The sequence below is a fragment of the Marinobacter lutaoensis genome (assembly GCF_001981305.1).
Lineage (GTDB): Bacteria > Pseudomonadota > Gammaproteobacteria > Pseudomonadales > Oleiphilaceae > Marinobacter > Marinobacter lutaoensis.
On sequence record NZ_MSCW01000008.1, the window covers coordinates 204,390 to 226,873 of the forward strand.

At 63.4% G+C, this 22,484-nt stretch carries 22 protein-coding genes; 14 read left to right on the top strand and 8 right to left on the bottom strand.

The window, feature by feature from the left end:
• Positions 1 to 29: 29 nt before the first annotated feature.
• The 3 genes from BTO32_RS14070 to BTO32_RS14080 all read left to right on the top strand — a co-directional run bounded on the left by BTO32_RS14070 (position 30) and on the right by BTO32_RS14080 (position 3,185).
• On the top strand, positions 30 to 356 hold the full coding sequence (locus BTO32_RS14070; RefSeq protein WP_076725273.1) for a hypothetical protein: 327 nt from the start codon (positions 30 to 32) through the stop codon (positions 354 to 356).
• 154 nt (positions 357 to 510) lie between these two features.
• Positions 511 to 2,715, top strand: coding sequence for an acetyl-CoA hydrolase/transferase C-terminal domain-containing protein (locus tag BTO32_RS14075; RefSeq protein WP_076725274.1), 2,205 nt, complete (start codon positions 511 to 513; stop codon positions 2,713 to 2,715).
• Positions 2,715 to 3,185, top strand: a complete 471-nt coding sequence (locus BTO32_RS14080) for an FKBP-type peptidyl-prolyl cis-trans isomerase (RefSeq protein WP_076725275.1) — start codon at positions 2,715 to 2,717, stop codon at positions 3,183 to 3,185. Before BTO32_RS14075 ends, BTO32_RS14080 begins: the two co-directional genes overlap by 1 nt.
• On the opposite strand, the gene BTO32_RS14085 is transcribed toward BTO32_RS14080, so the two are convergent.
• Together BTO32_RS14085 and BTO32_RS14090 are read right to left on the bottom strand one after the other, a co-directional pair.
• Positions 3,103 to 3,960, bottom strand: a complete 858-nt coding sequence (locus BTO32_RS14085; RefSeq protein ID WP_084206858.1) for a lysophospholipid acyltransferase family protein — start codon at positions 3,958 to 3,960, stop codon at positions 3,103 to 3,105. The two genes, BTO32_RS14080 and BTO32_RS14085, sit on opposite strands and share 83 nt — an antisense overlap.
• Positions 3,961 to 3,975: 15 nt before the next feature.
• Complete coding sequence (locus BTO32_RS14090) at positions 3,976 to 4,737, bottom strand: GNAT family N-acetyltransferase (RefSeq protein ID WP_076725276.1); 762 nt, start codon at positions 4,735 to 4,737, stop codon at positions 3,976 to 3,978.
• 246 nt (positions 4,738 to 4,983) lie between these two features.
• On the opposite strand from BTO32_RS14090, the gene BTO32_RS14095 reads away from it, so the two are divergent.
• From BTO32_RS14095 to glpK, 3 genes are all read left to right on the top strand, one after another.
• The gene (locus BTO32_RS14095; protein WP_076725277.1) at positions 4,984 to 5,721 is read left to right on the top strand and encodes a response regulator; all 738 of its coding nucleotides are present in this window, start codon (positions 4,984 to 4,986) and stop codon (positions 5,719 to 5,721) included.
• A 70-nt stretch (positions 5,722 to 5,791) separates the two neighbouring features.
• Positions 5,792 to 7,366 (top strand): ATP-binding protein, encoded by a 1,575-nt coding sequence (locus tag BTO32_RS14100; RefSeq protein ID WP_076725278.1) that lies wholly within the window; start codon positions 5,792 to 5,794, stop codon positions 7,364 to 7,366.
• 264 nt (positions 7,367 to 7,630) lie between these two features.
• Complete coding sequence (gene glpK / locus BTO32_RS14105) at positions 7,631 to 9,112, top strand: glycerol kinase GlpK (protein WP_076725279.1); 1,482 nt, start codon at positions 7,631 to 7,633, stop codon at positions 9,110 to 9,112.
• A 5-nt stretch (positions 9,113 to 9,117) separates the two neighbouring features.
• Here the strand turns inward: glpK and BTO32_RS14110 are convergent, their stop codons facing one another.
• Both BTO32_RS14110 and argF read right to left on the bottom strand, forming a co-directional pair.
• On the bottom strand, positions 9,118 to 10,191 hold the full coding sequence (locus tag BTO32_RS14110) for an ABC transporter ATP-binding protein (RefSeq protein ID WP_076725280.1): 1,074 nt from the start codon (positions 10,189 to 10,191) through the stop codon (positions 9,118 to 9,120).
• Positions 10,192 to 10,195: 4 nt separating this feature from the next.
• Complete coding sequence (argF, locus tag BTO32_RS14115; RefSeq protein WP_076725281.1) at positions 10,196 to 11,110, bottom strand: ornithine carbamoyltransferase; 915 nt, start codon at positions 11,108 to 11,110, stop codon at positions 10,196 to 10,198.
• A 225-nt stretch (positions 11,111 to 11,335) separates the two neighbouring features.
• Between argF and grxD the strand changes: the two genes are divergently transcribed.
• The gene (gene grxD / locus BTO32_RS14120; protein ID WP_076725406.1) at positions 11,336 to 11,662 is read left to right on the top strand and encodes a Grx4 family monothiol glutaredoxin; all 327 of its coding nucleotides are present in this window, start codon (positions 11,336 to 11,338) and stop codon (positions 11,660 to 11,662) included.
• Here the strand turns inward: grxD and BTO32_RS17600 are convergent, their stop codons facing one another.
• The 4 genes from BTO32_RS17600 to BTO32_RS14140 form a co-directional block, all read right to left on the bottom strand.
• Positions 11,663 to 12,409: a TonB family protein gene (locus tag BTO32_RS17600; protein ID WP_084206859.1), complete on the bottom strand. Its 747-nt coding sequence runs from the start codon at positions 12,407 to 12,409 to the stop codon at positions 11,663 to 11,665.
• 9 nt (positions 12,410 to 12,418) lie between these two features.
• Complete coding sequence (locus BTO32_RS14130; RefSeq protein WP_076725283.1) at positions 12,419 to 14,617, bottom strand: DUF1631 domain-containing protein; 2,199 nt, start codon at positions 14,615 to 14,617, stop codon at positions 12,419 to 12,421.
• A 139-nt stretch (positions 14,618 to 14,756) separates the two neighbouring features.
• Positions 14,757 to 16,043, bottom strand: coding sequence for an HlyC/CorC family transporter (locus BTO32_RS14135; protein ID WP_076725284.1), 1,287 nt, complete (start codon positions 16,041 to 16,043; stop codon positions 14,757 to 14,759).
• 78 nt (positions 16,044 to 16,121) lie between these two features.
• Complete coding sequence (locus BTO32_RS14140) at positions 16,122 to 16,928, bottom strand: cytochrome C assembly family protein (RefSeq protein ID WP_076725285.1); 807 nt, start codon at positions 16,926 to 16,928, stop codon at positions 16,122 to 16,124.
• Between the two features lie 182 nt (positions 16,929 to 17,110).
• Here BTO32_RS14140 and ffh point away from each other — a divergent pair, with 182 nt between their 5' ends.
• From ffh to BTO32_RS14175, 7 genes are all read left to right on the top strand, one after another.
• Positions 17,111 to 18,490: a signal recognition particle protein gene (ffh, locus tag BTO32_RS14145; RefSeq protein ID WP_076725286.1), complete on the top strand. Its 1,380-nt coding sequence runs from the start codon at positions 17,111 to 17,113 to the stop codon at positions 18,488 to 18,490.
• A gap of 163 nt (positions 18,491 to 18,653) precedes the next feature.
• Positions 18,654 to 18,893 (top strand): 30S ribosomal protein S16, encoded by a 240-nt coding sequence (gene rpsP / locus BTO32_RS14150; RefSeq protein ID WP_076725287.1) that lies wholly within the window; start codon positions 18,654 to 18,656, stop codon positions 18,891 to 18,893.
• A 36-nt stretch (positions 18,894 to 18,929) separates the two neighbouring features.
• Positions 18,930 to 19,457, top strand: a complete 528-nt coding sequence (gene rimM, locus BTO32_RS14155; RefSeq protein WP_076725288.1) for a ribosome maturation factor RimM — start codon at positions 18,930 to 18,932, stop codon at positions 19,455 to 19,457.
• A 3-nt stretch (positions 19,458 to 19,460) separates the two neighbouring features.
• Entirely contained in the window at positions 19,461 to 20,207 is a 747-nt protein-coding gene (gene trmD, locus BTO32_RS14160; protein ID WP_076725289.1) for a tRNA (guanosine(37)-N1)-methyltransferase TrmD, read from the top strand.
• 37 nt (positions 20,208 to 20,244) lie between these two features.
• On the top strand, positions 20,245 to 20,601 hold the full coding sequence (rplS, locus tag BTO32_RS14165) for a 50S ribosomal protein L19 (protein WP_076725290.1): 357 nt from the start codon (positions 20,245 to 20,247) through the stop codon (positions 20,599 to 20,601).
• 72 nt (positions 20,602 to 20,673) lie between these two features.
• Entirely contained in the window at positions 20,674 to 21,576 is a 903-nt protein-coding gene (gene xerD / locus BTO32_RS14170) for a site-specific tyrosine recombinase XerD (RefSeq protein WP_076725291.1), read from the top strand.
• 111 nt (positions 21,577 to 21,687) lie between these two features.
• Entirely contained in the window at positions 21,688 to 22,431 is a 744-nt protein-coding gene (locus BTO32_RS14175) for a DsbC family protein (RefSeq protein WP_425435231.1), read from the top strand.
• Positions 22,432 to 22,484: the final 53 nt, after the last annotated feature.

The following is a 22,484-nucleotide window of genomic DNA, read 5'->3' on the forward strand; positions in this document are numbered from 1 at the left end:
GCCACCTGAAACACGCTTTGGTCCGGAACATGATTATTCGCATCTTCGCCGCACTGCTCGCACTGAACCTGGTTGCCTTCGTGGTGCGGGCGGACGCCGCCGAGCACGAATTCGACCATGCCGACATCGCCCTGAGCGCGGCCCAGGAGGTCAACGAGATCCAGGAGCGGGTTTCTGGTCAATATGAGCAGGACAGTTCCGAAGCCTTCTCCGAAATTGGCTCGCGTCTGCTGAGCCTGACGCTGGTACGCGCTCGCCAGAACGAGCGTCACTACGCTTCCGACCCGGCCCAGCCGGACCACGGGATCGCCCTGCTCAACGAAGGGGCCTGCCTCAACCTGAAGTGGAAGTTCTGACCCGTCGCTGCCCGGTTTCCCCTTCCTTTTTCCCCTGCCGGCTCCGGTACCATGCCATAAGCTGACCTAGCGCATTGTCTGGGGTCGCCCGGCATGGGATCATCGCCCCATCGTTTGATCACCGACGCAACAACAAACAAGAAGGAGCTTGGCCATGTCGGAAGCCTGTCAGCGCCTGCGTGACGCCGAGGCCTGTGTGGAGGCCGTGATCCAGAGGGTCGGTCAGCAGATCACCCTGGGCTTGCCGCTGGGACTGGGCAAACCCATCCGTTTCGTCAATGCCCTGTACGAGCGTGCCCGGCAGGACCCGGAACTGCAGCTCCATATCGTGACGGCGCTGTCCCTGCGGCCGCCCGGCGGCCGTTCCTCCCTGGAGCGCCGATTCCTGACGCCGTTCGTGCAACGGCTGTATGGCGACATCCCGGAACTCGCCTATGCCCGGGACGTGGCCCGCGGTGCCCTGCCAGACAACGTCAGGGTTTCGGAGTTTTTCTTCAAGGCCGGTTCCTATCTGAACAATGACACCCAGCAGCGTCACTACATCTGCTCCAACTACACCCATGCGGTCCGGGACCTGCTGGCCCAGGGCGTGAACGTGGTGGCCCAGATGGTGGCTCCGGGCGAGGCGCACGGGGCCCAGGGGCAGGTCAGCCTCAGCTGCAACCCCGATTTGTCCCTCGACCTGATCCCCCTGCTGCGGGAGCGGGAAGCGCGCGGACAGCCGGTGGCGGTGGTGGGCGAGCACAACGCCCAGCTGCCGTTCCTGGGCCGGCACGCGGCGGTGCCTGAAACCACCTTCGACGTGATTCTGGATCAGCCGTCGACGGACTACCCGTTGTTTTCCGCGCCGCAGATGGCGATCAGCCCCGAGGATCACCTGATTGGGTTTTATGCCAGCTGTTTGTTGCGGGATGGCGGCACGCTGCAGGTGGGCATCGGTTCCCTGGGTGCGGCCCTGGTTCACAGCACCATCCTGCGGCACCGCCGGAATGAGCCGTGGCAGGCGGTGTTCAACCACCTGGAGGTGGACCGGCATTTCCCGGTGGTGGCCGAAATCGGCGGCTGCGGGCCGTTCGAGGCGGGCCTGTATGGCTGCAGTGAGATGATGGTGGACGGATTTCTGTACCTGATGGAGGCGGGTGTCCTTACCCGGGAAGTGTTTGACGACGCCGACCTGCAGACGCTGATCAACGACGGCCAGGTTGGCCTGCGGCCCACCCTGGAGGCTCTGGATGCCCTACGCCAGGCGGGGCGGATCGATTCTCCCCTGCGTGCGCGGGATGTCCACTGGCTGGTGGATTGCGGCTTCTTCCGCCCGGAGACCCGGTTCCGGGGTGGTCGCCTGCAGGTGGGGGAGCGGTCGCTGGCGGCCGATCTGGACGACGCGGACAGCCGGCGGCAACTGGCGGACTGGGTGCTGGGGGAGCGTCTGGCCGGAGGCACCGTTATGCATGGCGGCTTCTACGTCGGGCCGGAGCGCTTTTACCAGGCGCTCAGGGATCTGCCCGAAGAGCAACGCCAGCGCATTTGCATGACCAGCGTCAACTTCATCAACCAGCTTTACGACCACCGCTTCGGCGACCAGCGGCTGAAGGTCGCGCAGCGCCAGCACGGCCGATTCATCAACTCCGCCATGATGTATACCCTGAGTGGCGCGGCGGTCTCGGATGGCTTGGAGGACGGCCGGGTGGTCAGCGGGGTGGGTGGGCAGTACAACTTTGTCGCCATGGCGCACGAACTGCCAGGCGCCCGCTCCATCCTGACACTGCGGGCGACCCGGACGTCCCGGGGGCAGACCCTCTCGAACATCGTGTTCAACTACGGCCACTGCACCATTCCCCGTCACCTTCGGGACATTGTTATCACCGAATACGGCATTGCCGATTTGCGCGGGCAGCCGGACGAGCAGGTGTACCTGCGCCTGATCCGCATTGCCGATGCCCGCTTCCAGGAAGCGTTGCTGCGCCAAGCCCAGGCCGCGGGCAAGGTCAGCCGTGCGTTCCGGCTGCCGGAATCCTGGCGCCGGAACACCCCGGAGGCCGTGCGCGCGGCGCTGGCGGCCGGCGGCGCGGAGGACCTGTTCCCGGCCTTCCCGTTCGGCCGTGATTTCACCGACGACGAGCTGGTGTTGGGGAAAGCCCTTAAGGGATTGCAGGCCTCGACCGCGACCTGGCGTGGTAAACTGCGCACCCTCTGGCTGGCGGCCCGGGCCCGGGATGATGGCCGTTACCGGCGCCTGCTGGCCCGGATGGGGCTGGCGTCCGCCCGGACACCGCGGGAAGCCCTCGATCGGCGGCTGGTCATTCACGGGCTGCGGCAGCTCGACATTCAACCGGATACAGACAACTCGGAAGCCTGATGCACGATACCGACACACGACCGGACGTTTTTACCGTCCACTATGTCCTGAAAAACAGACTGGGAGAGCTGGTCGACACCTCCGAGGGCAGCGAGCCGCTGCACTTTCTCTATGGCAGCCCCAACATCATCCAGGGGATCCAGGAGGCGGTGAAAGATCGTCACGTGGGCGACTGTCTGGAGGTGACCATCCCGCCGGAGATGGCCTACGGCGAACACCGGGCGGATCTGGTCCGGAAGGTGCCGCGCTCCCTGTTCGAGGGCGTGGAGGAGCTCCAGGTGGGCATGAAGTTTCAGACCAACACCGGCCGGGAGGCCCAGGTGGTCAAGGTGGTTGGCATCGACGGTAACCTGGTGACCGTCGATGCCAACCACCCCCTGGCGGGTTTCACGCTTTATTTTGATCTGGAGATTGTTGGCCGGCGGCCAGCGACGGAAGAGGAGATAGCCCAGGGGCGTCCTCTGTTCTGAGGTCCGGGGCCTGGGTGTCGTAGCGGCCGGCCTGTATCTGCCTCAGTCCCTCCCGGACGGTGCCGTGGAGCCGCTCCGCCAGCTCGCCGGTGGTCAGCTCGCCGGTGGCCCGGACCGGGGGATGAAAGAGTACATCCACCCGGGACGGAGGCTGCTTCAGCATGCCGAGCAGGTGATGGTGAAAGGCGTCGTCGCCAATGAACGGCAGGATGTGGTCGGGGTGGCCGTCCCGGCGGTAGCTGATGGTCACCGGCTGAATGGGCACGTCCGCATCCCGGGCCGCCTGCAACAGCAGGCCATGGAACGGCAACACGGTCAGGCCGGCACTGGTGGTGCCTTCCGGAAAGAACAATACCGATTCCCCCTGCTGCAGCGTCCGTGCCATGGTGCCTTTCACACGCCGGGCCTGACCGCCTCCCCGCTGGATGAACAGCGTTCCGGCCTGGCGTGCCAGCCAGCCGATCAGTGGCCAGCGGGCCACTTCCGCCTTGGACAAGAAGCGGGCCGGAGCGAGGCTGCCGAGTACGGGAATGTCGCACCAGCTGATGTGGTTACTGACATACAGGGCCGGCTCCGTCGCCGGTGTGCCGTGGTATCGCAGGCTCAGTCCCAGACAACGGCAGGCACCGCGAAAGCAGCGCCCCGCCCAGGGGGTGCGGTCGATACGGCGGCGACAGACGACATCCGCCAGTCGCAGGATTAGGGCGAGCCCGGCCGTGCCGACCAGGAACAGCACAAAGGCGGACAACCGTACCAGTAATCGAATCCAGCCCATAGCGGCCTCCCGGTGTCAGGACGCTTTGCCCATGAAGTGGCGGCTGTAGCGGGCGGAGAGTTTTTCCACCTCCAGCAGCACCAGCAGATCGGCACAGCGGAACTCCGGATCCCAGCAGGGAGCGCCGCACACCCGGGCACCCAGGCGCATGTAGGCGCGGATCAGCGGAGGAACCTCCACGGGCCGGTCCGCTGGCGTCGTCTGGGTGAGGTGCGGCAGCTCGCGCCGTGGCGTCACCCGGAAGGATTCGCCGGCAAGATAGGTTTCCTGAAGGTGGTTGGCGATGCGCCAAGCCCGGTGGCCACCGTCGGACATGCCAATGCTGGCGCAGCCGATCAGATAGTCGATCCGGTGTTGCACCAGGTACTCCGCCAGGGTGGACCACAGCAGGGCGATGGTGGCGCCGTTACGGTGTTCCGGGTGGACGCAGGTGCGGCCGAGTTCCGCCAGAGATCCTGGCAGGCCGGCCAGCGCAGACAGGTCGAATTCGCCCGCGGAATACAATTGATGAACCGACGGGACACGCTCGGCCGGCAGAATCCGGGTGGTGGCCACCAGGGTGCCGGTCCGCTGGTCGGTCACGATGAGGTGGTCGCAGAGCGCGTCGAAGGCGTCCGCGTCCAGGCCCGGGGTACTGGCCCCGAGGTCACTGTCGTACTCGGCGGAGAACACTTGGTAGCGCAGCCTCTGTGCCTGCTCGACCAAGGCGGGATCACGGGTGATCCCGGTGACCAGGGATCGGGCGGTTTGCCGGACGCTCGCGGTTTGTGCAGTCATGGCTCGTTCTCTTTGTGTCCATTTCCGGGCAAGGTTATGAACCGGCTGTGACACCCCGGTGACTGACCGGTGACGAGTTCGTGACAGCCCGGAGGCGGGTGCGCGGGGGAAGAGGCTTGTGTGACGGGGTGTTACGGAGCGGCGGTTCCATGTATATTTCCGAACAGCATGTATAATTGCTGTAACAGCAGGTTGCCTGCTTATCCGGCGAGGTGGCAGCCAGAAACCGGAATAACAACACCAGAGATGGACGGCGTGGAACAGACGAACGAAAGTTGGCGAATTCTCATCGTTGAGGATGACGAACGACTCGCGGAACTGACCCGGGAGTACCTCGAAAGCAACGGCCTGACCGTATCCCTCGAAGCCAATGGCGCGGCGGCGGTGGAGCGCATCCGTAATGAGCAACCGGACTTGGTGGTGCTGGACCTGGTGCTGCCGGGCGAGGACGGTCTGTCGATCTGTCGCAAGGTCCGCCCGTTCTACAACGGCCCGATCGTTATGCTCACGGCCCGCACCGACGACCTGGATCAGGTATTGGGCCTGGAAATGGGGGCCGATGACTACATCAGCAAGCCGGTCAAGCCGCGGGTTCTGCTGGCCCGCATCCGGGCGATGCTGCGTCGGGTCTCCGAGGCAGCCCAGGCCGGCGGCGACGACGAGGGGGGCGAGGAGCCGGTTCGTCTTCAGTTCAATGACTTGGTGGTCGATCGTTCCATGCGCGAAGCCTGGCTCAACGACCAGAGCATCGACCTGACCAGTGCCGAATTCGACCTGTTGTGGCTGCTGGCGAGCAACGCCGGACGGGTGCTCAGCCGGGAGGAAATCTTCACGGCGCTGCGGGGCATCGAATACGATGGCCAGGATCGCTCCATAGATGTACGGGTGTCCCGGATCCGTCCCAAGATCGGTGACGATCCGATACATCCACGGCGCATCAAGACCGTTCGCAGCAAAGGCTATCTGTTTGTGAAGGAAGCCTGATCCAGCGGTTTCCGTGGGCGCGGCACCCATGTCCGGGGGGCCGCGCTGTTCCCCAGCCAGGGTCGTCACCATGCCCTTAACCTACCTCCTGAAGCTTTACGCCCGCCTGCTGGCCATCGCCGCTGCCGTCGTCCTGCTGTGTGTTGTTTTGTTCAACGGCCTCAATGCCGTTCGTCACCAGTTCTGGCTGGAGCGCATGCCGGACCCGTTGATGCGCTGGTTGGCATCGGTGCCACTGGCGGAAGAACCGTACCAGTGGCTCTCGGCTTGGTACGGGTTGACGGTGGCCAGCCCCGAGGACCTGGCGTTGCCCCCGGTGCTCCAGGAGCGGCTGGCCTACGGCCAGGTGGTGGCGACCGAAACGCCGGTTGGGGTATGGCTGATGGTGCAGACACCCGCTGGCGATGTCCTGCGGTTGTCGTTCGACGAACCCTACCGGGATGTTGCCAATGTCCTGTCGGAGTTGGTCAGCTGGTATCTGGGGCCGGCGGAGGCGGACCAGCGCGAGTCCCTGGCCCGGCAGCTGGAGCACCACCTCGGGGTCCGCATCCTCTGGCCGGATGACGGCCACGCGCTGCCCGGGGGCGCGGTCTTGCAGCGGGTATCCGAGCAGGGACTGGCGTTGTATCGGGAGTCCCCGGAAGGGCCGCTGAACGCCCTGCTGCAGCTGGACGACGGGGCACTGGTGGGCGTGGCGCTGCCGGCACCGTTTTCGCCCTGGGCCTGGCCCATGGTCCTGCTGCTGTTGCTGGTGGTTGGCGCGGTGCTGTGGCTGGCCCTGTTTCTGGGGGTACGCGAGCTGGACAGCAACCTGCGCAAGGTGGAATCCGTTGCCATGCGCATCGCCCGGGGGGAAATGGGCGCGCGGGTGGACGCCGGTCACGGCACCCTGGTGGAGCGTCTGGCCTCGGCGTTTAACGGCATGGCCGAGCATATCCAGCGGCTGGTCCAGGTCCAGCGGGAAATGATCCACGCCGTTTCCCATGAGCTGAGAACGCCGGTGGCGCGCATCCGGTTTGGTGTTCAGATGATCGAGGATTGCCGGGACGAGGTGGCCCTGAAGAAGCAGCTGGACGGAATCGACGGCGACATCCAGGAGCTGGATGAACTGATTGACGAAATCCTCACTTACGCCCGTCTGGAGCAGGGCGGCCCGGTGTTCTCGTTACGGGAGCACTCGGTCACGGACATCGTCCGGCAGGTGGTTTCGGAGCAGCAAGTGCTCCGGCCCCAGCTGGAGATCGAGGCGGATATCGACGAGGACACCGAGCGGCACGCCCTGTCCGACATAGAACCCCGCTACATCCACCGCGCCATCCAGAACCTGGTGGGCAATGCCGGCCGCTACGCCCGGCACCGGGTCCGGGTCCGGTGCCGGATCGACGACGACAACTGCCGGGTGGACGTGGAGGACGACGGTCCGGGCATCCCGGAGCAGGATTGGGAGAGGGTCTTCACCGCGTTTGCCCGTCTTGACGACAGCCGTACCCGGACATCCGGCGGCTACGGCCTGGGTCTGTCCATCGTGCGCCGAATCCTGTACTGGCATGGCGGGCAGGCATTCGTGTGCCGCAGTGATACTCTTGGGGGCGCCCGCTTCAGTCTGGTCTGGCCACGCCGTAAGCCCGAGGACGCGGTTTTGTGAACCAGGCCTCAGGACCTCACCTGATGTAACAAAGCCGCTACACAACCGCAACGGACGGGGCCGGGGCCATGGCCGATAATCGTTCGGGTAAGGGATGACTTTTGAGGTTGTAGTTCTTACGAACTTTCCTTGTTTCATTCGTCATTTCAAGGGCCGGTTTTCCGGCCCTTTTTTTGTTCGTTTTTGTGCACCGGCCCTCGCACGGCCCGGTCTTGCGTTTATGGCCTCGTGGTAGACTTCCCGGAAACAACAAGGAGGCATGTCATGAGCCGCTACCTGCTCGCCATCGATCAGGGCACCACCAGTTCCCGCGCCATCGTGTTCGACGCCACCGGCACCCGGATTGGCGTGGCCCAGCAGGAGTTTCGCCAGTACTTCCCGAGGGACGGTTGGGTGGAGCACGATGCCCGGGAAATCTGGGACACCACCCTGAGCGTGTGTCGTCAGGCCCTGGCGCGGGCGAAGATCGAAGCCCGGCAGCTGGTTGGTGTTGGCATTACCAACCAGCGGGAGACCACCATCCTCTGGGATCGGGCCTCGGGCGAACCCATCCACCCCGCAATCGTTTGGCAGGACCGGCGCACCACCTCCACCTGCGTCAAACTCCGCGCCGATGGCCATGAAGATCTGGTGGTGGAGCGTACCGGGCTGCTGATTGACCCCTACTTCTCGGCGACCAAGGTGGCCTGGATTCTCGACCATGTCGATGGCGCCCGGGTCCGTGCTGAGCGGGGCGAGCTGGCGTTCGGCACCGTCGACAGCTGGCTGCTCTGGAATCTGACCGGAGGGCGTACTCATTGCACCGACGCCACCAACGCCTCCCGCACCGCGTTGTTCAACATCCATACCCAGGACTGGGACGATCGGCTGCTGGCGCTGTTCCGGGTGCCTCGGGCGCTGCTGCCCGAGGTCCGGGACTGTGCTGCCGATTACGGCCGGACTGACCGCCAGTGGCTGGGAGCGGAGGTACCAATCGCCGGGGTTGCCGGTGATCAGCACGCCGCCCTGGTTGGGCAGGCCTGCTTTGAGCCGGGCATGGCCAAGAGCACCTACGGTACGGGCTGCTTTCTCATGCTCAATACCGGCGAACGGGCGTTGCGATCGGAAAACCGGCTGCTCACCACCCTGGCTTACCGCCTGCAGGGGCGCCCGGTATATGCGGTGGAAGGCAGCATTTTCGTGGCCGGGGCGGCGATGCAGTGGCTGCGGGACGGCCTGGGACTGATCCGGCATGCCAGCGAATCCCTGGCCCACGCCGAGCAGGTGGGCGTCGAGAACCCGGTTTATCTGGTGCCGGCGTTCACCGGCCTGGGCGCCCCTCACTGGGACCCCGACGCCCGCGGCGCGATTCTGGGCCTGACCCGGGACACGGGCATCGCCGAGATCGTCACCGCCGGTCTGCAGTCGGTCTGCTACCAGACCAAGGATTTGGTGCGGGCGATCCAGAATGACGGCGCCCGGCTGGAGACGTTGCGGGTAGATGGTGGCATGGCGGTGAATGACTGGGTGATGCAGTTTTTGGCCGACATCCTGAATGTGACGGTGGACCGTCCCGCGGTCACCGAAACCACGGCGCTGGGGGCAGCGTACCTCGCCGGCCTGCAAACGGGCGTGTTTTCGGGGCTGGATGACATTGCCCGGCTATGGAGCTGCGAGCGCCGTTTCCAGCCGGACATGCGCCCGGCGCTCCGGGAATCTCTGTATGCCGGCTGGCTCGATGCGGTCGACCGGATCTGCAACCACTGACGGGGTCAGGCCGATCGCTCGAAGGCAATCAGGTGGTCGGCCTCGACCCGCACCGGTACGTGCTCGCCCAAGTGAAAGTCCAGATGGCTCCGGAACAGGGCCTCGAACTCCGTTTCCTCGGAGCAGCGGAACCGGTAGAGGGTGGACGTGCCGGCAAAGGTTTTCTCGATCACCCGGGGGCGCAGCTCGGAGTCGGGGGCATAGACGATGTCGTCCGGCCGGATCAGCACGTCTACCAATGTGCCCGGAGGCCACTTGTAGGCCCGGTTGCCACGAATGATGCCCAATTCCGACTCGATCGTGTCCGGCCCCAGGGCCTTGCCGGGAATGAAGCCGCCCTGGCCAACGAAACTGGCCACGAACCGGTTGGCGGGCTCGTGGTAGAGATTGTAGGGCACGTCCCACTGCAGGAGCCGGCCGTCCCTGAGTACCGCGACCTGATCGCACATGGCGAACGCTTCTTGCTGATCGTGGGTGACCAGAAGGGCACTGATGCCCAGGGTTTTGAGGATGTCCCGGACATCCAGGCTGAGCCGGCGGCGCAGGTCCGCGTCCAGGTTGGAGAAGGGCTCGTCCAGCAGGATCAGCGTCGGCTCCGGGGCCAGCGCCCGGGCCAGGGCAACGCGTTGCTGCTGTCCGCCCGAGAGCTCATGGGGATAGCTGTCGGCAAGGTCCTTCAGGTGCACCAGGTCGAGCAGCTCCAGAACCTTGTGGCGGCGTTCCACCTTGCTCATGTCCTTGAGCCCGAAACCCACGTTGTCGGCGATGTTCAGGTGCGGGAACAGGGCATAGTCCTGGAAGACCATGCCAATGCGGCGTTTTTCGGGCGCCAGCGTGCGGCCTGGCAGGCTGATGGCGCGGGACGCCAGACGGATCTCGCCGGCGTCCAGGGGGAGAAATCCGGCGAGCGCCCTCAAAATGGTGCTCTTGCCACAGCCGCTGGGGCCGAGCAGGCAGCCAATGTCCCCCTGACTCAGGGCGAAGCTGACGTCTTTGACGACGGACTCGCCGCCATAGCCGCAAGACAGGTTGTTGACCTCCAGCAGCCAGTCGCTGGCGGGAGAAGCCGGAATGCCCATGGTCTCAGTCCAGACGGTTCAGGATAAGGAACTCCAGCAGCGCCTTTTGGGCGTGCAGACGGTTTTCCGCTTCGTGCCAGACCACGGACGACGGATGCGCCATCATGTCCTCGGAAACCTCCTCGCCCCGATGCGCCGGCAAGCAGTGCATGAACAGGGCATCCCGGTCCGCGAGAGTCATCAGCTCCGGGTTGACCTGGTAACGGCGGAAGACCCGCTCCCGGTCCGCCTGCTCGTCTTCCTGGCCCATCGAAGCCCAAACATCGGTGACCAGCAGCTGCGCACCCCGAGCAGCCTGCTCCGGCTCGCGCATGACGGTGACTCGGTCGGCGTGCTTTGCAAGCAACTCCGGGCTTGGCTCGTAACCCTCCGGGCAGGCGATGTTCAGCCTAAAATCGAATTTGGCGGCGGCGTTGATGTACGACTGACACATGTTGTTGCCATCGCCAATCCAGGCGACGGTGGCGCCGCGGATGCTGCCCCGGTGCTCACGGTAGGTTTGCATGTCGGCCAGCAGCTGACAGGGGTGGAAGTCATCGGTCAGGGCATTGATCACCGGTGCCCGGGAGGCCCGGGCAAAACGCTCGACCGTGGCGTGGGCGAAGGTGCGGATCATGACCGCGTCGACCATGCTGGAAATGACGATGGCGGAATCTTCAATCGGCTCGCCGCGACCCAGTTGGGTGTCCCGGGGGGAAAGAAACATGGCGGAACCGCCCAGCTGCGTCATGCCGGCTTCGAACGACACCCGGGTCCGGGTGGAGGATTTCTCGAAGATCATGGCCAGAACCCGGTTTTTCAGGGAGTCGCGTACCTTGCCCTGATGCCACTCGTTACGGAGTCGGGAGGCGTGATCCAGCAGCTGCTCAAGCTCGCCGGTGCTCATGTCGTTCAGTGTCAGAAAATGTCTTGCCGCCATGGACTGGCCCTTACCTCAATGAAACCGCGCCGGGGCGCCGGTCCCCTGATGTCTGTTCGTGGGAATGGGAATGAAAAAACGGGGGATCAAGTCTAGCCCTTCGGGCCAGGGATGACAACGCCGGGGCTGGTGGGGAGGTTTGGTGGGCGCCGCGGGGGGCGTGTACAATATGGGCAGCCGGTTGCCAGTCAGGCAATTCCGTTTTCAAGTCAGAGGTGAATGTTCATGGACATCAACGAAACCATCAAGAGCCAGCTGGAAGAGAACCCCATCATCCTGTACATGAAGGGTACGCCGCAGGCTCCCCAATGCGGTTTCTCGGCCAGGACCGTGCAGGCGTTGATGGCCTGCGGCGAGCGTTTCGCGTTCGTCAACATCCTGGAAAACCAGGAGCTTCGTGAGGCGCTGAAGGTTTACTCCAGCTGGCCGACCTACCCGCAGTTGTACATCAACGGTGAACTGGTGGGCGGTTGCGACATCGTCCTGGAGCTGGCCGAAAGCGGTGAGCTGGAAAAAATGGTCAAGGCTGCGGCCAAGCAGGCAGAGGCCTGATCAGCCCCTGACCCCGGTTGCGCTTCGGGGTGTGACCTCCACGTCCACCTCGAAGCGTTCTTCCCCTCCTTTTCCTTTTTTCCCCCCGGGCGGCTCCGGATAGGGGCTGGCCGCCAGGGCCGCGCGATAGGCGGCGCTGTCCATACTTTCGATCCCGCTGGATGTCATGACTCGGGCCCGAGTCAGGGTGCCATTGGCCATCAGATACAACTCCAGGCGGATACGCCGGACCTCCTTCAGCTGACGAACGCCGGGCAAAGGCTGCCGAGCCATGACTTCGGCAATACGCAGCGCCAGTTGGTCGTGGTACGACATGTGTTCTGAGGGCCGCTGCGTCAGTTGGGCCACCGTCTGCGTGGGCGAGGGAGGCGTCGCCTCTTGCGGTGTTCGGCGGGCGGCGCCGGACACCGCCGGGCGCTGGAGCGGCTGTGGTTTGGGATGCGCTGCCGGCGTGGGGACGTCGGTCGCCTGTCCGGTCGCCGGGTGTGGGCTGGTGGTGTGCCGGCGGTCGGGGCGCGACGCCGTCGGCATGTCGGACGACCGACGGCCGGGCGGTGTCGAAGCCGGGGCGGCGGGAAGGGGCGCGGGGGTGCCTGTCGCCAGGAGGGTCAGGTTGAGAGGGTGTTGCGGTGGTTGTGGGGGGTGGTCCGGCCCGGGCAGGCCCAACAGCAACAGGGTGTGGAGGCACAGTGCCAGGGACAGGGCCAGTATCAGGCGCAGGTTAGCCGGTAGCGTCGTCCCAGGCATCCAGAATCGTCAGGCGGTCTTGCTGCGGAGACTGCCCACCACTGCATCCAGAGCGCGGTCGATGAGTGAGCCCTGCTCCAGCAGAGTCAGGCGCCCGCGGCGCATTTCGTGGGCCAGCTCCAGCCGCGTTTTCTCAATCACCTTGAGCCCCATCCGGTTGACGAACACGAAGGAATCGGCTTCCTCGATGATGGCGGACAGCTTGCAGCGGAAACTGGCACCGTTGACTAGGCGGAATTCCACCCAGTCGCCGATTTCGATGGCGTCGATCTGGGTGACGAACTCGGCGATGGCGGCATCCTCCGGCTGGCCGGCCGGGCTGCTGGCCGCCGGTTGTTCCGAGGCTTCAGCGGTGGTGGCTTCGTCCTCGCGCACCTCGCTGAGTGGCCGGGTGCGGAAGGCTTTCGCCAATTCATGCTTGAGTTCGCCCATCATTTCGTCCAGCCGGGAGGCGTTGTAGGACACTTCCTCCAGACCGGCCCGCAGCGATTTCAGCAGCCCGGGAACCACCCGGACCCACTGGTCGCGTTCGGCATCTTCCTGATGGGGGTGCAGGCACCAGATCAGGTCGTCCACAACCTTGACGGTTTCTTGCCAGCGGTGTTCGACGTCATCACGCAGATAGGCCAGAAACATGACCCGGCTCCAGCCGTTGACGAGGATGGAATGGATGGGCTCCGGCAGCGGGTAGCGGCGAATTTTCTCCTGCAGAATGCGGTCCACCGTTTCCTGGGCCTTCTGGGACTTGATCCTTCCTCGTTCGGACTCCCGCGTCCGTTGTTCCACCAGGGAGGCCCGGCGATTTTCCCGGGCCAGGTACTGTTCAAACTCCTCGTTGAGCGTTTCGAACAGGGCCAGGTCGCCGTCGAATTCATTGAGGATGCGCTGAACGATGCCGTGGATTTTGTCGTACAGCTGGTCCTTGGTCTTCTCGTCGCTCTTGCTCCAGCCGATGCCGGCCCGTGCCAGTGCATTCAGCAGTTTCCGGGCCGGATGGGTCGCCTTGCTGAAGAACGTCTTGTCCTTGATGACCACTTTCAGGATGGGGATTTGCAGGCGGCTGATCAGAACCTGTACCGGGGGGGACAGGTTGTAGTCGTCCAGGATGAACTCGAACAGCATGGAGACCAGGTTGATCAGGTCCTCGTCCACCTCTTTCAGGGCCGGCTGCTTGCCGTCACCGGTGTCCACCTGGGTCAGCGCCTGCTGGATCAGACCGCGAAGATCGATGGTAACGGGCTCGCCCTCGCTCAGGTTGACGCCTGGCTCGGCCGGAACCGGCGTCGGCAGTGCGCTGAGCAGGGTGATCAGCTCCCGGTCACCGATAACATGGAACCTGGGGTCCGTGGCGCGGGCCGGGATGCCGGCATTGGCCCGCTGCAGGGCCAGCATCTGGCGTATCTGTTCGAATACCGCGGTGCTGTCGGCGGCGGTCTCGGCCGGGCCGGTGCTGGCCTCGGAGGTTTCGCTCGAATCGGCCTTCGCTCCCGGCGGCGGGGCTTGCTTGCCGGTTTTACCGTGGTACCGGAAATTGGGAATGATGCCGGCCTGGATCAATATCCGGTTGGCCTCGTCCAGCAGCATGCCCAGATTGGAAACCACGTAGCGATCGAACTGCTTGAGCAGGATCAGGCGTTCACGAATCTGGATTTCCAGTACCTGTATCGCCTCGGTGAAGGCACTGCACAGGTGTTCCGGCGCCAGTGGGTTGACCGGCGACTCATCGCTGGCGCCCGGGTAAACTTGGCTGAACCGGGCCTGGAGTTGCAGCAGGGGCCCTTGAAAGTGGGCCTTTGCCTTGGTGATCATGGCGTTGAGCGCGACCTGTTCCTCCAAGTCGTCGTTACCGACCAGGGAGAGGGTTTCCGCGCTCACCGGTGGGGCGGAGGGTTCCGGCTCGGGCTGGGCGCTGCCGGGCGGATCGGCAAAGAACTGGGCAATGGCGTTCTGGAAGTGGCGTTCGACGCCCTTGCGCTTGATGCGGATTTCCCGCATCGCTTCGAAATAACGGTTCTGTTCGTTATTGCTGCGGGCGTTGTTGGCGAGCTCGAACAGGGAGTCATCGACGGCGTCAAAAGCCCCCTGCAGCAAATCGCCCAGTCCGGCGATGACTGTATCCCGTATGCGGGCCACCTCCGGGGGCACTGGCCTGGTGCTGCCGGCCTTCCTGTGTTCTCGGAGGTAATGTATCCCGGACTGCTTGTTCATGGCCGTCTCCTGTCTACGCCTCAACCGGATACATGACCGAGCTCTGACTGCCTGCGTTTTGGTTATTGGTTAAATTTACCGCATTCCGCCGAACATTAACATGACTAAATGCTAACCCGGGGGACTTGTCAACCTGGGATCAGGATTGTGTGGTTGCCGGGCGTTTTTTCCGCTTCTTCGGATGCACGATGGCGGCTTTCACCACATTGTCCTTGATCTGCAGTACCTCGACCCGGTGGCCGTCCACCTTCAGGCAGACGTTGGTCTCGGGAATGTTTTCCAGGGTTTCCGTGATCAGGCCGTTCAGGGTTTTCGGACCGTCGGTCGGCAGCTTCCAGCCCAGGGTCTTATTGATGGTCCGCACTGGGGTGCCGCCATCGATGATGAAGGTCCCGTCCTCCTGGGGAATGATGTCCGGGCTGGTGGCGGCGTAGTCGGTGGTGAATTCGCCCACGATTTCTTCCAGGATATCCTCCAGCGTTGCCAGGCCGAGCACGTCGCCGTACTCATCCACCACCATACCGAACCGGCGCTTTTCTTTCTGGAAGTTGAGCAGCTGGGTATTCAGGGGAGTGCTCTCGGGGATGAAATAGGGCTCCTGGCACAGCTGCATGATCATGGCCTTGTTGACCTCCTCCTGTTGCAGCAGTTTGGAAACGCTGCGCAGATGCAGGATGCCGAGGATGTTGTTGATGTCGCCCCTGTACACCGGCAACCGGGTGTGCTGGCTGCTTCGCAACTGGCGCAGGATGGTGTCGGTGTCGTCATCCAGATCGATGCCGATGACCTCGTTGCGCGGCACCATGATGTCGTTGACGGTCACCTTTTCCAGGTCCAGGATGCTGACCAGCATATCCTTGTGCTTGGCGGGGATCAGTGCCCCCGCCTCATTGACCAGGGTGCGCAGTTCCTCGCGGCTGAGGTGCTCGCTGGACGCCTCCTCCGGCGACACCTTCAACAGCTTGAGAATCAGGCCGGTGAAAAGGTTGACGGCCCAGACAATCGGATACAGTGCCTTGAGCAGCGGGCCAAGCACATGGCTGGCGGGGAAGGCAATCTTCTCTGGAAATAGCGCCGCCAGGGTCTTTGGAGTGACCTCCGCGAAAATCAGAATGACGATGGTCAGCAGCAGGGTGGCGATGGCAATACCAGCGTCGCCCCAGAGGCGCATGGCGATGACCGTGGCGATCGATGAGGCCAGAATGTTGACAAAGTTATTGCCAATAAGAATGACGCCGATCAGCTGGTCGGTCCGCTGCAGCAGGGCCTGAGCGCGTCGGGCTCCCTTGTGCCCGGTTTTCGCCATGTGCTTCAGGCGGTACCGGTTCAGGGACATCATTCCCGTTTCCGAGCTGGAGAAGAATCCCGACAGGAGAATGAGGGCGACGAGAAGGATAAACAGCGCGGTGAGCGATGTTTCGTTCAAAGGGGGACGTCCTTATATTGCCGACAAGTTGGGAACATAGGGTGTGGCCCGGCGGGGTGTCAAGGCCCCGGTGGCGGATCAGCCGCCCCGGTGGAAGACCAGCTCCAGAACGAACTTGCTGCCATAAAAAGCGATCATCAGCAGCAGGCAGCCGGCCAGGGTCCAGCGGCTGGCCGTCATGCCGCGCCAGCCCTGGGTGTAGCGGCCGATCAGCAGCGCCACGAACACCGCCAGGGACAACAGGGAGAACAGGGTCTTGTGGGCCAGATCCTGGGCGAACAGATCCTTGATGAACAGGGCGCCGGTGATGATGGCCAGCACCAGCAGCACTACCCCGGCCCAGACCATTTCGAACAGCAGGGATTCCATGGTTTGCAGCGGCGGCAGGTTGCGCACCAGGATGCTGTTGTAGTTGCGCTTGAGTTGTCGGTTCTGGAAGTACAGCAGAATGGCCTGGATGGCGGCCAGGGTGAACAGGCTGTAGGCGGTCACCGACAGCGCCACGTGGGACAGCATGCCGTAGCTCTCGTCCGATACCAGTTTCGATGGCGTATGGGTCACCAGCACGGCGATGATGGTCAAGGTGGCCAGTGGGTACACCACCAGGAACAAGCTTTGCACCGGCTTTTTCAGATTGAGCCCCAGCAGAAGCAGCACGATCAGCCAGGAGATCAGCAACGAGCTCTTGAAGAAACTGGTGTCGAGGGCGCCGTCATGGTAGACGGTCTGGGAAATCAGCAGGCCGTGGCTGGTGAGGGCCAGCAGGCCGATCAGCGTGGTGATGGCCAGGTTGGCCTGGATGCGGCCCCGAAACTGGAGTGCCTGCAACGCGGTACCGATGCTGTACAGGAAAAGCGAGGTTACCGCGAGAATCAGCGTTCCCATGACGTCCTTAATCGCACTCTTGGCTGGAAAGCGGATACAAGTCCCATCCGATTTGACCGGGCTGGTCGTTTCGGGGCGATAGTCTGGTTATAATGTCGCGATTATGCAACAGGAATCAAGGCGCCGCGCCGCCGGTGGCCCGATTCGGCATTCACTTTTTCTCCCGGATACGGAAGAGACGCATGTTTGAAAATCTTCAGGACCGGCTTTCCGGTAGTTTGCGCAAGATTACCGGTCAGGCACGGCTGACCGACGACAACATCAAGGACACGCTGCGCGAGGTGCGCAAGGCGCTGCTGGAGGCGGATGTTGCCCTTCCGGTGGTCAAAGCGTTCGTGGAGAGTGTGCGCAAGCGGGCGATTGGCCAAGAAGTCCAGCGCAGCCTGACGCCGGGCCAGGTGTTCGTGAAGGTCGTCCAGCAGGAGCTGGAGCGGGTGATGGGGTCGGGCAGCGAACCCTTGAATCTGTCGGTACAGCCACCGGCGGTGATCATGATGGCGGGTCTGCAGGGCGCCGGTAAGACCACAACGGTGGCCAAACTGTCCCGTTTCCTCAAGGAGCGCCAGAAGAAGACGGTGATGGTGGTCAGTGCCGACGTATACCGTCCGGCGGCCATCAAGCAGCTGGAGACCCTGGCGGCGGAAGTTGGCGTTGAATTCCATCCCAGCAGCGCCGACCAGGACCCCGTGGCCATTGCCGAGGGGGCGATCGCCGCAGCCCGCAGGAAGCATGTGGATGTGGTGATTCTGGATACGGCGGGGCGTTTGCACGTCGATGAGCAGATGATGGCGGAAATCGGCCGCCTGCATCGCGCCGTCAACCCGGTGGAAACGCTGTTCGTGGTTGATGCCATGACCGGCCAGGACGCCGCCAATACCGCCAAGGCCTTCAATGATGCGTTGCCGCTGACCGGCGTGGTGCTGACCAAGACGGACGGCGATGCCCGGGGCGGGGCCGCATTGTCGGTTCGCCACATCACCGGCAAGCCCATCAAATTCCTCGGGGTGGGCGAGAAGACGGATGCGCTCGAACCCTTCCATCCGGATCGGGTGGCCTCCCGGATTCTGGGGATGGGAGACGTGCTGTCTCTGATCGAGGAGGCCGAGCGCAAGCTGGACCGTCAAAAAGCGGAGAAACTCACCAAGAAGATCAAGAAAGGCAAGGGCTTTGATCTGGAAGATTTTCGCGATCAGCTGCAGCAGATGAAAAACATGGGGGGGGTTGCCGGTCTGCTGGACAAGCTGCCGGGCATGGGGCAGATGGCCCAGGTGGCTCAGCAGCAGGTGAACGACAAGTCCCTGGGGCGGATGGAGGCCATCATCAACTCCATGACGCCCAAGGAGCGCCGTTATCCGGATGTCATCAACAACTCGCGCAAGCGCCGCATTGCCGCCGGCTCTGGAACTCAGATTCAGGATGTCAATCGGCTGCTCAAGCAGCACAAGCAGATGCAAAAGATGATGAAGAAGTTCGGCAAGAAAGGCGGTGTTGCCAACATGATGCGCGGCCTGGGTGGGATGATGCCCCCCGGGGGTGGCATGCCGCCGTTCGGACGTATGTAAAAAGCCGTATGCCGAAAACGGGAAACGGTCGCTTTTCCCTGTTTTCTTTGCTGCTTTTTTGGCATAGAATAGCGGCCCTTTCGAGTATGGGTCTTCGCGCCAACCCGAGTGGCGTGGCGCGAATCGTACAAAGTTCGTACAACAGAACAGGATATTGGTCGAAATGGTAACAATCCGTTTGGCTCGTGGCGGCTCCAAGAAGCGCCCGTTCTACCATCTGACAGTCACTGACAGCCGCAGCCCGCGTGACGGTCGGTTCATTGAGCGCGTTGGTTTCTACAACCCGGTCGCCCGTGGCCAGGAAGAACGTCTGCGTGTGAACCAAGAGCGCGTGAACTACTGGCTGGAGCGTGGCGCCCAGACTTCCGAGCGCGTCGCCCAGTTGCTGAAGGCTGCCGGGTAATCGTTTCGGTTGCGTGAAATTTCCGGGGTTGCGGGCATGACACAGACTTCGCAGGAAACTGTGCTTGGCCGGATTACCTCGGTGTTTGGGGTTAAGGGGTGGCTCAAGGTCTACTCTTACACCGACCCCAGGGAAGGAATCCTGAGCTACCGGAACTGGACCCTGGTTCAGGACGGTCAGCGGATTTCGGCCCGGCTTGAGGACGGTCGCCGCCAGGGGCAGGGGATCGTGGTCAAGCTGAAAGGTATCGATGACCGCGACCTGGCCCGGAGTTATTGTGGGGCCGAAGTGCGGGTTGCCACCGCCGAACTGCCGGAGTTGCCCAGTGGCGAATACTACTGGTATCAGCTGGAGGGGCTGGAGGTGGTGACGGTCTCGGGTGACTGCCTGGGCACGGTCAGTCACCTGATGGAAACCGGGTCCAACGATGTCCTGGTTGTGCAAGGTGGCCCGGGCTCCGTCGACCAGCGTGAGCGGCTGATTCCCTACCTGCCGGAGCAGGTGGTTCAGGACGTGGACCTGGCGGGTGGGCGCATGATCGTGGATTGGGATCCGGAGTTCTGACGGGTGTGGATTGGCGCGGTCAGTCTGTTCCCGGAAATGTTTCGTGCGGTCACGGATTACGGGATTACCGGGAGAGCGGTTCGGGACGGTCTGCTGACGTTCCGGAGCTGGAATCCCAGGGACTTTACCCACGACCGGCATCGCACGGTGGACGACCGGCCCTATGGTGGCGGTCCCGGCATGCTGATGAAGATACAGCCGCTGCGGGATGCTATTCATGCGGCTCGGGAGGCGGCACCCGGTAAGCCCTGCGTGGTTTATCTGTCGCCCCAGGGAGAAACCCTGACGCAGTCTGTTGTCGAATCCCTCGCGGAGGCGCGACAGCTGATTCTGGTCTCGGGGCGGTACGAGGGTGTTGATGAGCGCCTGATCTCGACGGAAGTCGATCGGGAAGTGTCACTGGGTGATTTTGTTCTTTCCGGTGGCGAGCTGGCGGCCATGGCCGTCATTGATGCGGTGACTCGCCTCATTCCCGGCGCGCTGGGCCACGCGCAGTCGGCGGAGCAGGACTCCTTCGCCGATGGCTTGCTGGATTGCCCGCATTACACCCGGCCCGAGGTCTACGAGGGTTTGGCGGTGCCGGAAGTCTTGTTGGGCGGGCACCATGAGCAGATCCGGCGTTGGCGGCTGAAGGAGTCGCTGAGGCGAACGCGGGAGCGGCGCCCCGACCTGTTGGCAAAACGGGTGCTGACGGACGAAGAGCGTGAGCTGCTGGAAGAAATTTTGAATGAACCGGGTGTCTCTGAGTGATCAGGGCATTGAGAGATTGGGTATCAGGAGCATTACGATGAGCGGCAAGAACAACATCATCAGTCAAATTGAAGCAGAACAGATGACCAAGGACATTCCCGCGTTCGCGCCGGGTGATACCGTGGTCGTTCAGGTTCGTGTCACCGAGGGCAACCGTGAGCGTCTGCAGGCGTTCGAAGGTGTGGTCATCGGCAAGCGTAACCGTGGCATGAACTCCTCCTTCACCGTTCGTAAGATTTCCTACGGTGTGGGCGTGGAGCGCACGTTCCAGACTTACTCCAAGCTGATCGACAGCATCACCGTCAAGCGTCGCGGTGACGTGCGTCAGGCCAAGCTGTACTACCTGCGCGATCTGTCCGGCAAGGCGGCGCGCATCAAGGAGAAGCTGGGCTGATTGATCCGCGGATCGGTCAACTGGTAAAAAGGCAGCCTCTGAAGGCTGCCTTTTTCTTTTTGGAGGAGAAGCGTGAGAACGCAGGATGAAGCCGTGGTGCGCCGGTTTACCGACGCCCTGTGGCTGGAGGAGGGGCTTGGCGAGCGTACCCGGGAGGCTTATCGGAGCGACTTGAAGCGCTTATCCCGATGGCTGGCGCAGCGCCCGGGAGCCCCCCTGCTGACGGCGGTGCGCCGTTCCGACCTGCTGGCTTGGCTGTCGGCCGGCCTGGCCGAGGGGGTCAAGACCTCCACGGCGGCCCGGCGCCTGTCCGGGCTCCGGCGTTTCTACCGCTATCTATTGCGGGAAGGGGTGATCGACGAGGACCCTACCTTGCAGATCGACAGTCCCCGATTGCCAAGGCGTCTCCCGGATACCCTGACGGAAGAGGACGTAGAGTCCCTGCTGGATGCGCCGGACCCCGAGACCGCCCTTGAACTGCGCGACAAGGCAATGCTGGAAATCCTGTACGGTTGCGGTCTGAGGGTGTCCGAACTGACCTCGCTGCGGGTTGATCAGGTGAACGTGCGACAGGGCGTGGTGAGAATCACCGGCAAGGGCGACAAGGAGCGGCTGGTGCCGCTGGGCGAGGAAGCGGTGGACTGGTTGCTCCGATACATGAAGGAGGGGCGACCTGAACTCCTGCAGGGGCGCGCCAGCGACGCTCTGTTTCCCGGCAGCCGGGGGACTGCCATGACGCGCCAGGCATTCTGGTATCGGCTCCGGCATTACGCCGTGCGCGCGGGTATCGACAAGCCTCTGTCGCCCCACACCCTGCGTCACGCCTTCGCCACCCATCTTCTGAACCACGGAGCCGATCTTCGGGTTGTGCAGATGTTGCTGGGGCATGCCGACCTGTCCACCACCCAGATCTATACCCATGTCGCCCGCCAGCGGCTCCAGGCGCTGCATCAGCAGCACCACCCGCGCGGATAGCGCCGGGTCCTCCGGCAATGTGATATCCTCGCTGAACTTTTCCGCCCCGCTCTGGTCGCAAGCAGGGCCAAGTGGCCGTGTCGGCCGACGATTCGCTCATGGGAAGTTGATATGTTGAAACAGATGATTTGCAAACGGTTGCCGCTGGCGTCTCTTGCCGTTGCCGGCCTGCTGTCCGCGACGGTAGCCTCGGCCGGGGATCTCGAGGACGGGATTGCCAAGCGGCTTGAGGCCGCCGTGCCCGGCCTAGAGGTGTCCTCGGTGATGAAATCGGAGGCCCCCGGTCTCTATGAGGTCGAAAGCAACAACGGCCAGACCATCTACACCACCGAGGACGGCCAGTACCTGCTGACGGGGGATCTGCTGAAGATCACCGACACCGGCATTGCCAATGTTTCGGAGCAGGCCCGTGCACGCCAGCGCAAGGCCGCCCTCGAGGCCTACGGTTCGGACGGGCTGATCCGCTTCCCTGCCAAAGAGGAAAAGGCGGTCATCAACGTGTTCACCGACATCGACTGCCCGTATTGCCGCAAGCTGCATGACGAGGTGCCTCAGCTGAACCGTTACGGCATTACCGTCAATTACTATGCCTTCCCCCGGTCCGGCCCGGATACACCGTCCTTCCGCAAATACGAGTCGGTGTGGTGTGCCGACAATCCCCAGGCGGCGATGACTGCGGCCAAATCCGGCCAACCGGTGGAGTCGGCCCAGTGCGACAACCCGGTTCTGGAACAGTATGAGCTGGGTGGGCGGATCGGCGTCACCGGCACGCCCGCCATCGTACTCGAGGACGGCAACATGATCCGGGGGTATGTGCCGGCCGATACCCTGGCCAAGGGGCTGGGCCTGCTCTGATCCGCTGGGCGGGGTTATTCCGCCGCCCCTGAATCGGTATACTATGCGACCTT